Source organism: Aeromonas sp. 160P (assembly GCF_055193095.1).
The window spans coordinates 163,648-178,367 of record NZ_JBUXKV010000001.1; the positions used below are offsets into that span (position 1 = coordinate 163,648).

The 14,720-nt window shown below is 62.4% G+C and carries 13 protein-coding genes; 2 read left to right on the forward strand and 11 right to left on the reverse strand.

All coding sequences use genetic code 11. The features are described from left to right. From bcsB to bcsG, 5 genes are read right to left on the reverse strand one after another with little or no spacing between them, the layout of a single operon-like run. Positions 1-2,250 carry a cellulose biosynthesis cyclic di-GMP-binding regulatory protein BcsB gene (bcsB, locus tag ACY8FN_RS00805; RefSeq protein ID WP_463098970.1) on the reverse strand — a complete coding sequence of 750 codons (2,250 nt, stop codon included), beginning with the start codon at positions 2,248-2,250 and terminating at the stop codon, positions 1-3. Next, positions 2,247-4,850 (reverse strand): UDP-forming cellulose synthase catalytic subunit, encoded by a 2,604-nt coding sequence (gene bcsA, locus ACY8FN_RS00810; RefSeq protein ID WP_463098971.1) that lies wholly within the window; start codon positions 4,848-4,850, stop codon positions 2,247-2,249. Before bcsA ends, bcsB begins: the two co-directional genes overlap by 4 nt. Continuing rightward, positions 4,823-5,485: a cellulose biosynthesis protein BcsQ gene (gene bcsQ / locus ACY8FN_RS00815; RefSeq protein WP_463098972.1), complete on the reverse strand. Its 663-nt coding sequence runs from the start codon at positions 5,483-5,485 to the stop codon at positions 4,823-4,825. The genes bcsA and bcsQ overlap by 28 nt, the downstream gene beginning before the upstream one ends. Next, complete coding sequence (locus tag ACY8FN_RS00820; protein ID WP_463098973.1) at positions 5,482-5,685, reverse strand: cellulose biosynthesis BcsR family protein; 204 nt, start codon at positions 5,683-5,685, stop codon at positions 5,482-5,484. The genes bcsQ and ACY8FN_RS00820 overlap by 4 nt, the downstream gene beginning before the upstream one ends. Positions 5,686-5,700: 15 nt before the next feature. Then, entirely contained in the window at positions 5,701-7,359 is a 1,659-nt protein-coding gene (gene bcsG / locus ACY8FN_RS00825; protein ID WP_463098974.1) for a cellulose biosynthesis protein BcsG, read from the reverse strand. 315 nt (positions 7,360-7,674) lie between these two features. On the opposite strand from bcsG, the gene ACY8FN_RS00830 reads away from it, so the two are divergent. Further along, positions 7,675-8,871, forward strand: coding sequence for an amino acid aminotransferase (locus ACY8FN_RS00830; protein ID WP_463098975.1), 1,197 nt, complete (start codon positions 7,675-7,677; stop codon positions 8,869-8,871). 178 nt (positions 8,872-9,049) lie between these two features. Further along, positions 9,050-9,982, forward strand: a complete 933-nt coding sequence (locus tag ACY8FN_RS00835; RefSeq protein WP_463098976.1) for a LysR family transcriptional regulator — start codon at positions 9,050-9,052, stop codon at positions 9,980-9,982. A gap of 63 nt (positions 9,983-10,045) precedes the next feature. On the opposite strand, the gene ACY8FN_RS00840 is transcribed toward ACY8FN_RS00835, so the two are convergent. The 6 genes from ACY8FN_RS00840 to ACY8FN_RS00865 form a co-directional block, all read right to left on the reverse strand. Continuing rightward, positions 10,046-10,369, reverse strand: coding sequence for a DUF1820 family protein (locus ACY8FN_RS00840; protein WP_463098977.1), 324 nt, complete (start codon positions 10,367-10,369; stop codon positions 10,046-10,048). Positions 10,370-10,507: 138 nt separating this feature from the next. Then, positions 10,508-11,410, reverse strand: coding sequence for a YjjW family glycine radical enzyme activase (locus ACY8FN_RS00845; protein WP_463098978.1), 903 nt, complete (start codon positions 11,408-11,410; stop codon positions 10,508-10,510). A gap of 11 nt (positions 11,411-11,421) precedes the next feature. Then, positions 11,422-12,948, reverse strand: coding sequence for a YjjI family glycine radical enzyme (locus ACY8FN_RS00850; protein ID WP_463098979.1), 1,527 nt, complete (start codon positions 12,946-12,948; stop codon positions 11,422-11,424). A 122-nt stretch (positions 12,949-13,070) separates the two neighbouring features. Continuing rightward, on the reverse strand, positions 13,071-13,406 hold the full coding sequence (locus ACY8FN_RS00855) for an AzlD domain-containing protein (protein WP_438579107.1): 336 nt from the start codon (positions 13,404-13,406) through the stop codon (positions 13,071-13,073). Continuing rightward, positions 13,403-14,095 (reverse strand): AzlC family ABC transporter permease, encoded by a 693-nt coding sequence (locus ACY8FN_RS00860; protein WP_463098980.1) that lies wholly within the window; start codon positions 14,093-14,095, stop codon positions 13,403-13,405. Before ACY8FN_RS00860 ends, ACY8FN_RS00855 begins: the two co-directional genes overlap by 4 nt. Before the next feature lie 120 nt (positions 14,096-14,215). Beyond that, complete coding sequence (locus tag ACY8FN_RS00865; RefSeq protein WP_042059638.1) at positions 14,216-14,692, reverse strand: L,D-transpeptidase family protein; 477 nt, start codon at positions 14,690-14,692, stop codon at positions 14,216-14,218. Positions 14,693-14,720 lie beyond the last annotated feature (28 nt).

Here is a 14,720-nt window from a genome sequence, read left to right on the forward strand (position 1 = left end):
TTACTCTTCCTTCAAACGACGACGGCTGAGCCCGGACAACAGGACCCGCAGTCCCCAACCAAGCAACAGCATGCAAGCTACGGTCAGACCAACCAGCCGCAATGGATGGTGGGCAAACTGCTGCCAGATCCGCTCCCACCAGGGCAGGTAGCCCACTGTGTAGCGCTCCCCCACCGCCAGACTGTTCACCCCGGATGCCCGGATGATGGCCACCGACCCCGCCACCTGCGCCCGCAGCTCGTTCTGCTGCAGTGTTTCATTGAGCAGCCTGGCGCCAGCAGGGCCATCGGCCAGCATGGCCACCAGACTACGTTGGGGATGGACCGGGGATTGCAGCCCCACCATGGCGGCAATGGCCAGGTTGCCGGTCATGGCGACCCGACTCTCGGGCTGGCGATCGCTGGGGGAGCCCGCCAGCTCCGGCCGGTTCTCCCGTCTTGGCTGGTTGACCCAGCTGCGGGTCGACGCCAGCAGGGCATCAGGTTCGGCATCGTGGCGAAATTCGGCGGGCAGCTCGCCGATCAGCAAGGTGTCGAGATCGGCCTCCCGCGCCTGCTGCCAATCACTGGTCAGGGTCACCGCCAGCGCCGGATAACCGGTCTCGGCACCGATAGCCCCCAGGGTGTCGAGCAGGGTTGTTAGCTGTTCTGACGATGGACTTTGCGGCATCACTATCTGGGTTTGTGAGAGGTCAGCCAGCCGACTGAAGGGGAAACCGGCGCCGGAGAAGGCCCGCAAATCCGGCATCTCGATAAAATGGCGATAGCCGGTGAAGTCGATGGTCGACTCGTCATCGATACGCACCAGATGGGGGGGCGGCAGGGTCAGATCGCAGCGCCCCTCCTCATCCCCGCCCATCATCTGGCGGGCATATTCAAACTTGAATCCCAGACTGTTGGCCTGGCTGGTCTTGAGGCCGGGCATGGTCAGCGCCCGGGAGCCGTCATCCCCCGCCAGCCAGAGCGGCAGGGTGAGCCACTGCTGGCCACGGGTTGCATCCGGTTCGAGGGTGAAGGACTTCATGAACTGGCCATTGACCATCACGTCCAGTCGGGAGCCGTTGCGCAGGGTCGGCGTGCTGTAGTGATAGTCGAGATTGAGTTTTACCCCTTGCGAGCCCGCCATGTAGAGATCGGGGGGCAGCCGCAGGGTCAGATTCATCGGCCAGGGGGCATAGCCAGAGGCTTGCAACTGGGTCGGGTAGTCGAGCAGCTCGGCAAAGCGCATCGGCCGATCCAGCCGCACCCAGTTGGGCGCGTCATAGGGGACTCTTGGCGCCAGCGGGGTGACGGCCTCCACCTGCACGCTCTGGCCGCGCAGCAGCACATTGCCCTGGGCAATCCCCTTGCTGGCAGTGACCAGATCCTGATCGTCCCGCCCCAGGATCAGCAGCAGTTTCACATAGGGGTTATCGGGGGCACTGATCATATCGATGGTCGGCCCGCTGACCTCGGGGTAGTCGCGCAGGAACGCGGGACGCTGCCCGTTGGTCGCGAAGATGATGCCATTGCGCTCCGGCACCTTGTCCATCAACACCGGAAAGTGTTGCCCCCGCCATTTGGCCTTGACCCCGAACCAGGAGGCGAGGATCGCCGCCGCCTGCTGCTGGACGGGGGAGACCTCACCGGCAAACACCATGGGCAGCACCAGCTTGCCTTCATCACGGGTATCGAGGAAGGGCATGGGAAAGAAGGAGAGCTCGTTGCGCACCGGCAGAGTCTGCAACTGCAGCGTCAACCGGGAGTCACGATTGATGTTGAGCCACAGCGTATCGCTGGCCGGGTTCTCGCACACCCGCTGATAGTGACCGATGAAGTTGAACTTCAGGTTATTGAAATCCTTGGCGTAACGGGGCTCCAGCTCGAAACGGGCCTGACTGCGCTGCCCCATCTGCTCCTTGGCAAATGCCGAGACCCCCATCAGCTCGTTATTGAAGTAGAGCTTGAGCTGGGAGATTAGCGGCAACAGGGCTGGCGATGGGGTGAAGTCCACATCGACCGCCGCCTTTGTCACCACCTCGTCGCGCCGCACAGTGAAGTCAGCCAATCCATCCGGCAGATTGCCACGCAGGGAGAGGGTGCCCGGTGCGGCAGCCAACTGCTCGAGGGTCAGCGCCAAGGTGCGCACCGGTGCCGACACGGGCGGTTGTGGCCCAATCTCTGGCGAATCGGCAGGCAAGCCGGTGGCGAACGCAACCGGGGTGGCCAGCAGCAGCAGCAGCGGCAGTATTAGGTGTTGTAGTTTCATCATCCTTTCACCGTCTGGGTCATCGATGTCGGCAACCGGCCTGCAGGCGCAACGCGACGTGGAACATAGGAGAGCAGCCAGCGGGCCAGCCGCTCGCACAGATTGCAAAGGGGGAGTAGCGGGGTGCCCCGGGCGAGGCGCCCATAGGCCCCCCATCCTACCCGGGCAATATCGAGCAGGCTGTGCAGTGGGCGATCCTTACCCAGCCCCTGCTGCCAGAACGACCAGCTATCGGCGCGGGCGAAGGTGCACTGGATAAAGGCGATGTGTTGTGCCTTGTCCATCGCTTCCAGCTCCAGACCAACCCTATGCCCCATCACACGCCGCACCCGGGCGGCAAAGGCCGACTCCCGCAGGCCATTGCGCAGCAGCAGCCAGACCCGGTCGTTCTCCTGCAGGGGCAGCGCCGCCGCCAGTTGCAGACCGACGCCGCCGTTGGAGTAATCCGTCAGGGTGCCGGGGTAGATAAAACCGTTGCCCAGCTTGATGGCGGCGCTCATGTTCATCTCCACTCTGGGGTTGCTGCGCACCTGCCTCGCCTCGAATGCCACCGCCAGCGCCCCGCCAAGAATGGTCAGGTTGTAGAGGGTCCAGATCATGCTGAGCAGCACCGCGGGCACTTCGTCCGCTTGCCCGGCCTGCAGCCGCCAGAGCCCGAATCCCAGCCCGCAGAAGTTGAGCAGCACCAGCACCAGATAGGGGCGTGACAGCGGTAGATCGAGATAGCCCTGTTCGTTCAATCCCCCCTTGGCGGTGACATTGAACTTGCCCCGATGGGGAGCAAACAGGGCAACCGTGGTAGGCCAGGCGATATACCAGGCCAGCACAGTCTCGTAGACCTCCCCCCAGAAGGAGTGGCGCACCTTGCCCTGCAGCCGCGAGTTGGTGATGGCGCTGTGGAAGATATGGGGCAGCATGTAGAGGGCGATGGTCATGGCCGGGGCGTAGATGATGTAGGCATGCAGGATCAGGAAGGCGAGTGGCGCCGTCAGGAAGATCATGCGCGGGATCCCGGAGAGGAAATGCAGCATGGCGTTGAAGTAGCAGAGCCGCTGACCCAGGCTTATCCCTTTGCCAAACAAGGGGTTGTCCAGCCGCAGGATCTGCACCATGCCGCGCGCCCAGCGGATGCGCTGGCCGATATGGGCCGACAGACTCTCGGTCGCCAGCCCGGCAGCCTGGGGAATATTGATATAGGCGGAGTGATAGCCCTTGCGATGCAGTCGCAACGAGGTGTGGGCATCCTCGGTCACCGTCTCCACGGCTATGCCGCCAATCTCATCGAGGGCGCTGCGCTTGATCACCGCACAGGATCCGCAGAAGAAGCTGGCATCCCAGATGTCATTGCCGTTTTGTACCAGACCGTAGAAGAGCGCCCCTTCGTTGGGCATCTTGCGAAAACGGCGCAAATTGCGCTCGAAGGGATCCGCCGAGAAGAAGTGATGGGGGGTCTGTACCAACCCGAGGGCAGGATCTTTGAAAAACCACCCTACCGTCATCTGCAAGAAGGAGCGGGTCGGTATGTGGTCGCAGTCGAAGATGGCCACCAGCTCGCCGCTCGCCATCTGCAGGGCATGATTGATATTGCCCGCCTTGGCATGCTCATGGGTGGGGCGCGCCACGTAGCGGATCCCGGCCTCTTCGGCAAACTGCCGAAACGCCTCTCTGCCCCCGTCATCAAGCAGCCAGACGGTCAGCTTCTCTTGCGGCCAGTCGAGCGCCAGCGCCGCATAAACGGATCCTTTGACGATGGAGAGATCCTCGTTGTAGGTCGGGATCATCAGATCCACCGTCGGCCAGCACGACCGCTCCCTTGGCAGCGGCACCGGCTTGCGATGCAGCGGCCAGGCGGTCTGCCAGTAGCTCAGCAACAGCACCAGCCAGGCATAGGTCTCTGCCAGCAACAGCAGCAAACCGCAAAACAGGCTCACGGGATCGAACCAGTCGAGGGTCGAGGTGTAGCGCCACCAGATATAGCGGCAGGAGACGGTCACCGACAGCACGATCAGCATCAGCGCCGGATAGCGCCCCGGCACCACCCGCAGCAGCAGGGCGATGAGAGCCAGCAACAACACAAAAAAGAGCTGGGCCTGCGGGTCAAAGGGCTGGGTGATGCAGAGCAGCGAGAGCAAGCCAGCCACAGTACCGAGCAGCTTACCCTGCCAGCTCAGGGTGCGGGCCGTCAGCGGCATCTCATAGCGCGCCACCAGATCTCCCGTCACCCGTTGCACTCGCTGCAAGTGCGCCTTGCCAAACCCGGCAAACCTGACCCGCCAGCGGGAACGGCCAGCGGCCCGACTCCCCGCTGCTGTTCGCCAGCAGAGCAGCCAGAGCCCCTGCAGCAACAGCCGCAGCGGATCACCGGCGCCGGGGCGCGTTCTCACTGACGCAAACTCCGCGCGCCGAGCCAGCAGCCACTGCCAGTTGGCATTCTCAAGGGGAAAGAGCGCCCAGGCCAGCAACCCGCAGCTGGTCAGGGTGAAGGCAGCCCAACGGGAGGCTTGGCGCTGGCGCAGCAGCCGGTAGCGGGTACGGATCCGCGTGCTGGCCTCGGGGGTCACCAACCAGAGCAGGCTCACTGTGCCAGCTCGCCCCGCAGACACCAGCTGGCAATTTCCGTCAGTTCATGGGCAATCATGCTCTCTGGGGCATAGGCCCCTGCCGGTTGCTTGGCCGCCAGCGCACAGGCCATGACCTCGTCTCGATGCAACCTGACGCTGAGGATCGGCAGTCCGGCTTGCAGCCAGAGCTCCAGCAGATCTTGCTGCAGGGCACGGCGACTGCTGAACTGGGTCAACAACAGCCGATCGTTGGGGGCCAGCTGATGGCGATAGAGACGCACATGGCAATTGGCATCGGCATGGATCACCGTCAGTTGCAGACTCAGCCACGGGAGTGCGAGTCCGGGCGGCATATCCAGCAAGATCAGGTCATATCCCGACAGCTGCTGCAACCAGTCGAGGGCGTCAGACACCTCCGCACCACCGTGGGCCAGCAGGTCGATATCGGCAACGCAGTGCAGCACCTTGTCGCGCCACTGGCGGGCGGGGGCCGTCAGCTGGCTCCAACCCGACTGTTCATCATGGGGGCGACCAAGATGGAGCCCGAGCAGATTGTCCTTGCAGAGATCGACCACCAGCACCCTGGCCCCCTGCCGGGCAGCCGCCCAGGCGAGACCGGCCACGATAGAGGTCGCCCCCACGCCACCGCGCAATCCCCGAACACCGATCACCCTCATTGGCCGCGACGCCTCATGTCACATTCGACCAGCAGGGGATAGTGCTGGCGGATGGCGGCCAACTGCTCCTCCAGCAAGATATTCTGATAGTTCAGATGCAGGGCAAACTCCTGCTGCAAACGGCCCACGTCGCTCTGACTCTCCTGCTTGCCCGCGCTGGCAGCAAGCGGCGGGTTGACCGTCAAGATTCCCAGATTCATTGCTGATACGCTCCGTTAACGGGGATAGGGAACCCAGTCCCCTTTCCCCTGCTTGATGTAGTACTGGCCCTGATACTGGATGACGCTGGCCCCTTGGTTTTCAGAGACGGCCGGAGTCTGGGGCAAGTTGTTGAACAGCCTGCCCCAGTCGATGGTGTCGCTCCCGAAGTAGTTGCCCGCCACCACTCTGGCGACCAGTTCCGATACCACCAGCAGACTGCTGGGCTGATCGATGATCCGGGTGGGGGCATGCTCTGCACGGGCACCTACCAGCCGGATACCGACCGGCACCCGGGTGATGGCGGGGCTGGGAATATCGCGCAAGCCGGACATCTGCAGACGATCACCGGAAAGGGCCGCGCCATGCTCCGGCACCATCACCACCATCACCTTGCGACCGGACTGCTCCAGCCGGGTGATGAAGCCATCGAGCTGATCCATCAAGGCACGCAGCCGCGCCTTGAAGGGGGCGATCTGCCGGGAGCTGGCCCAGCGATTGCCATCGTGCAGGGTGGTGATGTTGAAATAGGCGATGTTGCGGCTGGATGGACTCTCGACACGTCGCTGCAACCAGCGCGCCAGCAAGGCATCGCTGTTGGGGATCTCCTCCCCGATAAAGGAGGTCACCTCATAGGGCAGACCCTGTTTGTCCATGGGCTCGCTACTGACCCCGGCGTAAGCCTTCAATGACTTGAGGTCGTTGCCATAGGTGCCCGAGTGATCCATCACTATCTCTTTTGCAAACCCGAGCCGGGCCAGGTTATCCATCAGCAGACACTCAGCCTGGGGCGCCTGATAGAGATCGTGATGGCTGACCTGACCACAGCTGGATCGCAACAATCTGATGGCGGCAGGCCCGCTGTAAGAGGTCGACGAGTTGAAGCTCTTGAACAGGGCGTCGAAGCGGCTCAGCAGGGGATGATCGGTCAGACCGCTCGCCTCTATATCGCTCCAGGAGAGAGAACAGATTTGCAGCAACAGCACATCAAAGGGTTCAGCGTCAGCTGGCAGGGACGATGCAAAGCTGACCCGCCGATCCCGCTCCGACTGGTAGAAGCGATCCAGATAGCCATTGAGATTGTCGTTGGTCGGCGCAGCCCCCGGATCCAGCGCCTGACTGGCGGTAACCGGCATGGAGGCCACCGCCGCCCCACCCGGCACATTGGCTTGTGCTTGCGCCTCACGGAAGGGAGATTGCAATCCCAGCGAGGCAAGGTGGGGTGAGAGCGTCAGCCACAACAGGGAGATCAGCATCCAGGGGGTAAAGCGCAGCCATCTGGCCAGAAACAGGTACCCTGTCAGCATGACAAAGGCGACCCCCACCATGTCCCAGTTGATGAAACGGCCCAGCAGCTCGAGGAAGTAATCGAAGGTGAACGAGAACACCATCTTGCCCTGCCCCATGATGCTCTCGATCCCCGGCAGCCAGGTGTCGTGATAGAAGAGCCCGACACCTGCCGGCAAGGCGATCAACAACCTTGCCCGCCGCATCAGCGTCGAGGAAAGCGGGAAGAGCAGAAATGCGGCAAAGACCAGATTGGCCAGCGGGTGGAAATTAAGATATCCCCCCCACAACAGCGCCAGTTTGCCCAGAAAATAGAGGTTCCAGCCGCCCAGCCCGCGCCAGTTAGCACCGGGGGCGGTGAGAGAATCAGAAGGTGTATGTTGTGTCATAGAATCCGGTCTACCCATCGCCACCGAACCGGACAGTGACCGCTCTGGTATAACGTCTGTAACTAGATGAAATAATTGATGATTCACCATATTAATCGATGAACCATGTACTGGAGCTTAAGCGAGATCAAGGTCAGCACGGGTTTGGCGATAAATCTGACTATCCCTGGGGAGCGACCACCAGCCACCACAACTTGAAACCAGGGGGAGCTCGGGGATGGATGCGAACTGCTTGAGGCGTAATGGGGATTACGCCATGATGTCCAGCCCGGCTGACCGCCGGTTTTACTGGACAGTCAATTTCAAGGATCCCCCATGTTTGAACACGTCGATGCCTATGCTGGCGACCCCATACTGACCCTGGTCGAGACCTTCCACAAAGACACCCGCGAGCAGAAGGTGAACCTGGGGATTGGCCTCTATTACGACGAGCAGGGCCGCATTCCGTTGCTGCCGTCAGTGCAGCAGGCCGAAGCCCAGCGCGCTGCTGCCCCGGCGCCACGCCCCTACCAGCCGATGGAAGGCGCCGCCAACTACCGCACCGCAGTGCAGCACCTGCTGTTTGGTGCCGACCATGAAGCGGTCAAAGGGGGACGTATCGCCACCATCCAGACCATCGGTGGCTCCGGCGCCCTGAAGATCGGGGCCGATCTGCTCAAGCGCTACTTCCCGACCTCCGAGGTGTGGGTCAGCAATCCGACCTGGGACAACCACAAGGCGATGTTCGAGGGTGCCGGCATCAAGGTGCACGACTACCCCTACTACGATGCGGCTACTGGCGGCGTGCAGTTCGATGCCATGCTCGACTGCCTGAGCGCCCTGCCAGCGAAAAGCATCGTGCTGCTGCACCCCTGCTGCCACAACCCGACCGGGGTGGATCTCTCCCGCGCCCAGTGGGATCGGGTGATCGCGCTGGTGGTCGAGAAGAACCTGATCCCCTTTATGGATATCGCCTATCAGGGCTTCGGTGACGGGCTGGAAGAGGATGCCTACGCCATCCGCGCCATGGTGGCCGCCGGGGTCAGCTTCTTCGTCAGCAACTCGTTTTCCAAGAACCTCTCCTTCTACGGCGAACGTTGTGGCGGCCTGTCGGTGATCTGCCAAGATGCAGAAGAGGCGAGCCGGGTACTGGGTCAGATGAAGGCTACCGTGCGTCGCAACTACTCCAGCCCCCCCACTCACGGTGGCCAAATCACCGCGGCTGTGATGAGCCAGCCCGCGCTGCACGCCCTCTGGGTCGATGAGGTGACCGAGATGCGCACCCGCATCAAGGGGATGCGCCAGAAGCTGTTCGAGGTGCTGAGTGCCAAGGTGCCGGGCCGTGATTTTGGCTACTTCATCAACCAGCGCGGCATGTTCAGCTACACCGGCTTCACGCCGGAGCAGGTTGACCGCCTGCGCGAAGAGTTCGCCGTCTATCTGGTGCGCTCCGGTCGCATGTGTGTGGCGGGCCTCAACAGTCGCAACGTCGATTACGTGGCCGACGCCATGGCGGCGGTGCTCAAGGGCTGATCCGCCCCAGCCCCGCTTTGGCGGGGCTTTTTTTGTCTGTTGCGCTCGCTGTCACCCCGTGATGGGTCTGCTCACCCTCCCCCAGCTGTGAGAGAATGCCTGCGGGTCATGCTGAATCTCCCTGATCCCGAACCTGTTTATCTTCATCCGTTTCTCTTCATCCACTTCAGGAGCCACTATGGATCTGATCGCTCTCTCTCGGCTGGGAGGTCGCCATCTGGTCACCCTGCACCTGCTGCTCGACAACCAGAGCGTCACCCGCACCGCCGAGCGGCTCTGCACCACCCCTTCCACCGTCAGCAAGACCCTCAACCAGCTGCGGGATCTGCTGGGGGATCAACTGCTCTATCGCCAGGGCAACCAGCTGCTGCTCACCCCCATGGCCGATCGGCTGGCCCCCACCCTGCATCGACTGTTGGGGGAGCTGAACGGCCTCACTCGCCAGAATGCCTTCAACCCCCAGCAGTGGCAGGGCAGCTTGCGGCTCGGATTGCGCGAGAGCGTGATGACCTGGCCGGTGGGCCCCATTCTGGGACAGCTGATGAAGGAGGTGCCGGGCATGGTGCCGGAGATCTGGAACAAGGATGAGAAGGGGCTGGAGGCGCTGGCAGCAGGCAAGCTCGACTTCGTGATCCTGCCCCATGACCAGAGCCAACCCTTGCCCCGCCAACCGGGTCTGGTGTGGGAGACCCTGCGGGAAGAAAAGCTGGTCTGCCTGCTACGTAAAGATCACCCGGCACTGAGCCAACCCTGGGATCTCGATGCCTACCTGAGCTGGCACCATATCGCCATCCGCGATCAGGAGCTGGCCAACCCCTTCTTCGAGCAGAGCCTGGCCCAGCAACAGGTGCGCCGCCAGATTGGCGCCACCCTGCCCGATTTTGCCAGCGCCGCGGCCCTGCTGCCCCAGACCGACCTGATCCTCACCGCCATCGGTGGCTGGGCGGCCTGCATGGCCAGCCAGCCGGATCTGGTACTACGTCCGGCACCGTTCGATTACGGCAAAGTGAGTCACAGCCTGGTCTGGTATGGCCCGGCCGGCGACGGTTCGGCCCGTCACTGGTTCCGCCAGCGGATCCTGCAACTGGGTCGCGAGTTGATACAACCCTGAGCCGGGTGACAGACATGACAAGTTGATGTTTCGCCGCGGCGAAACATCAATGGCAATGAGGGATCAGGGGCGTTTGGTATAGATGGGGCTGGGGAAGGAGGCGACGTTGTTGCCCAGATCCGTGATGCGGGCCGCCCCCTGCTTTCTGACCTGATCGATGCGCAGCACCTGATGCATGGGGATCAGGGTGTGGCGCACATCGGCAAATTCGCTCTTGAGCTTCTCGTGGCTGGGATCGACGATAAGCGCCGTGTGGTTGTCCCAGACGAAGTCGGCAATCTCGATAAAACCGAACAGCTGGCCCTGATTGACTTCGCGCACATAGACTTCGTAGCGCTCGCTGTGGCACATAAACTGAACCCGATATAACGCCTTGCTTTCACTCATGATTATCTGTCATTGAGGGGGAAGATGGTGGCCATTATTCTAGCCGCCGTTGCGCTCCCCTCCAATAGACAGAAATCACAGTTGCGGTCTTTACATGCCGCTCCTCACGCCATGACGGTCACCGGATGACGCAGCCACTCAGCGCAGCAAGGCAGGCAGTGACACCGGCCCCAGCCCCGCTGCGCGCAAGCTGCTGGCCAGCTGTTCCAGCTCGGTTTGGCTAGCCTGCGGCCATTGCGCCGCCGCCCCCTTCACCCCGTGATGGCGAAAGCCATTGAGGCGAATGGGCACAGGCCCAAGCCGTTGCAAGAAGGCGGCGAGATCCGCTTCCAGCTCACCGCGGTCGTCCAGAAAATCGCTCTTGCCCGGCACATGGAGCAGCCGCAGTTCGGTCAGCTTGCCGTGGCTTGCCAGCAGTTGCAGCGAAGCCAACACCCGCTCGCGACCATAGCCGGTCAGCGAGTGATGTACCGAGTCGCGCCACCCCTTGAGATCGAGCATGGCGCCGTCGAGTACCGGCAATAACCGCTGCCAGCCGGTCTCGGCGAGCGAGCCGTTGCTGTCGAGCAGGCAACTGAGATGGGCCAGATCCGGCGATCCCTTGATGGCGGAAAACAGCGCAACCACGAACGGGAGCTGGGTGGTCGCCTCACCGCCGGAGACGGTAATCCCGCTCAGCAGCGGGCCGTAGCGGCGCAGCAGGGCCAACACTTCGGCCACCGTCATGGTGGCGGTCTTGGGATTGGCACTGCGCGGGCAGGCATCCAGACAAGCGTCACAATCGGTGCAGAGCGCCGCCTGCCAGCGTACCTTGCTCTCGCCAGGGCGTCCCTCAGCAAGGGTGAGGGCGCCGCTCGGGCAGACCGCGAGGCAGTCGCCGCAATCGTCGCACAGCCCTATGGTGTGCGGGTTGTGGCAGCCGGGGCAGCGAAAGTTGCACCCCTGCAGAAACAGCACCAGCCGGTTGCCCGGCCCGTCGACACAGGAGAACGGCAGCACCCTGCTTACCAGGGCGCTGCGTGTTGGCAAGACATCAGCCATCAGGAGCGAACTCAATACTCGCAGATGGTCGATTCGTGGGCGACCACTCGCGGTGCCCGCTGCCGGATGGCGGTCACTTCACTCGCCTCGGCACCGAGACAGGTGGTCTGCAGCCGCGAGCCCTCCTCTGCGAAGCGAGCCAAGTCGCTCTTGCGGATCATGTAGCCAGTCACCCGCATCAGATCGCTGTCGGCCACGTTGGCGGTGAACTCGCGCATGCCGATGGCGAGCGCCCCCTTGCAGAGCTGCAACAGCGCCTGCGGGTTCTGGCGGATGGTGGGATCCAGGGTCAGGATCTCGCTGATCCCCGAGTGGTAATAGCTGTGGTGCGGCGCCAACGCCAGCACATGGCTGGCCGGATCCAGCTCTTGACCGTAGGGAATGCGCACCCCGGGGGTGACCGCCACATCGACGCTGAGGCCACCTTGCGAGTGCAGCAGCGCGCGGCCACCCCAGGCGTGGGTCTGCGGCGTGCTGGTCACATAGCCAGAGAGCTGGGCCGAGATACGATAGCCAAGCTGGTTGGCCTCCTCGTCACGGCCGTAACGATCCGGCAGATTCTCTTTATCCATCAGGATATTGACCGCTTCCGCCATGCCGTAGATGCCGAACATGGGGACGAAACGATCCTCATCCAGCAGCCCCTCCTTGACCAGGAAGCTGTCGAAGAAGCCAGACTCATCATGGAGGAAAGCGGCACGCGCCTCGATCAACTGGGAGGCCAGACGGCAGTAGTGGGGCAGCAGGCAGCCGAGGAAATCATCGATCCCCTGACACTGCTCGGCGACCCGCTTGAGGGAGATGCGCACCAGGGTATTGGCGCCACCGGCCTGCGGCAGGGCGTTGTAGCAGCTGACGATGCCAAAACCGCGGGCGTCGAAGGTGTCGCGATGGATCGGGTAGTTGGCGATGTGCGGCTTGCTGCACTCGGCGATGTTCTTCACCGCCTGCAGCAGCAGGCTGTCAGGGGTCTGCTCCGGATCGTGGAAGAAGGTGAGGTTCGGCGCTACCTGCTTGAGCTCGTTGTCGATGCGCAGGATCAGGCGGCAGATACGGTTGTCATCCGGCCCGATGTTGACGTGCATGAAGGCGTCCGGCAGCACCCGATCCAGATAGACCCAGAACCCCTTCAGCTTGCGATAGAGGGTCTCGTCATCCAGCTCACCGACAAACGGCAGCAGCAAATGGTCGAGGCGACCCAGCCAGACCGGCATGCCGGTGACGGAGGGGACATGGTGATAGAGGATGCGCAGGGCGTTGAGCACCTCGTCGAAATCCTGCGGCGCCGCCAGCTCCAGCCAGGCTGAGCCCTGAGTCAGGAATTTTTCATAGTCCGGCAGCACATAGCGCGGCTTGTAGGGGGCATGCCCTTCGAACATGTCACAGAGAAATCCCTGATCCATCGCCTCGGCGACTGCGGCAGGCAGATCGGGGTAAGGCAAGGCATTCTCGGCGGTCAGCGCCAGAGCATGGCTCTTCTGGGCGGCTGAGAGATGGGGATCACGCACGATGCGCTGACAGGTTTCGATCAAAGACATGGGACACTCCTTCACGGACAGAGCCCATATCCTCACCTTTTGCAGGCTTTTTTTGAAGTGACATTCATGACATGGCGAATGTCAGATAGAGACATCCGCAAGGTGCAATTACCACTCGCTCTTCACCAGGGCCAGAGCTCGGCCACGCCTCCCAGCCAGCGCAACAGGAAGAAGCCCCCCATACCGGCCACCACCACGATTAGGGTCGGCAGCCGCAGCAGGGTCAAGAGCGTCACCCACAGGGTGGCGGCCAGGTAGTCAGGATCCCAGTCAAGACCGATCCCCGGCTCGTAACTGAAGACGATGGGCAACCAGATGGCGGTCAGCACCGACTGGGCCGAGAAGCTGAGAAACGCCCCCATCTCGGCGCCCGGCTGATAGCGGGTCAGCCGAGAAAAGAAGGCGAAGCGGTTGAAAAAGGTGATCAGGGCCAGCAGGCCAATCATCAGCCAGCTCACGTTACCTCCTCATCCGGTGTGCCAGCCAGGGCCGAGACGATGATGTGGATCTCCGCCAGCAGCGGCTTGGTCAGCAACGCAGTGCCGCCGCTCACCAGGGTGGCCGCCACCATGGGCACATTCTTCATGGCAGGGAGCGTCATGGCGATAAAGGTGGCGGCGATGGCAAAATCCAGCCCCATGCTGTCCAGTCCGTCGATGTACTGGCCAGCGGCAATGCCAAGCAGGGTCGCCAGATTCCAGCACAGATAGAAGACGAAGCCCGCGATCAGGGCGTAGGCCGGGTTGAAGCGGCCGCTGCGCTCCCTGTCTTTCAGCGCCACCGCGAACATCTCGTCGGTCAGGAAGAAGGCAAGGCTAGCCCGCCAGCGCAGAGAAAGCGGCAACACATCGCGGCGGAAGGTGAAGCCGTAGAGCAGATGCTGGGAGGTGATCACCATGGTGGAACCCATGATGGGCAGCAGAGGCGTGCCCGCCCCGAACAGGGTGGTGGCCGAAAGTTGGGCGGCGCCAGCGTAGACCAGCAGCGACATCAGCTGGGCCTGGAGCGGGCTCAGCCCCGCCTGCAGCGCCAGGGCGCCACACAGGATCCCCCAGGGGATCACCGAAATGGAGAGCGGGAGCATGTCCAGCGTAGCGCGCCACCAGAGCCTCCCCGTAGGCTCGGGCAAGCTCGTTGCTGACATCATGTGATCATCCTTGTCACTGCCAATGGGAGCCGAAAAAGCTAACACGGGACAGCAAGCGCTGTCACGCCATCACAGGGGGGAAATAAAACGCCCGCGGAGTCGCGGGCGTCAATGAGGGGATCAGGGCTCGATGATGATGGGCGTGCCCGGTTCGATGGCGCTCCACACCTCGTCCAGCTCGTGATTGAGCATGGCGATGCAGCCGTTGGTCCAGTTGGAGGGCTGAACCCTGCGGTTGCCAATGCTGTTGCGCTGACCGTGGATCATGATCATGCCACCCGGGCGAACACCCAGCTCATTGGCTCGCTTGATGTCATCAAGGTTCGGGTAGTTGATATGGATGGCTTTGTAGTAGCCGGAATTGGTCTTCTTGTAGTCGAGGGTATAGCGCCCTTCCGGGGTACGCTGATCCCCTTCCTGCTGCTTGTGCCCCTTGGGCGCCGGGCCCAGGGCAATCCAGTAGCGTTTCACCTCTTTGCCATCCTTCATCAGGGTCAGGCTGTAGGTCGACTTCTTGACTATCACCATGTCGGCAGACAGGTTGGCAAAACTCAATGCGGGCCAAAGCCCCAACAAACACAGTAATACGGCTCTCATTCCATCCCTCGACAAGCCTCTGGTGCGG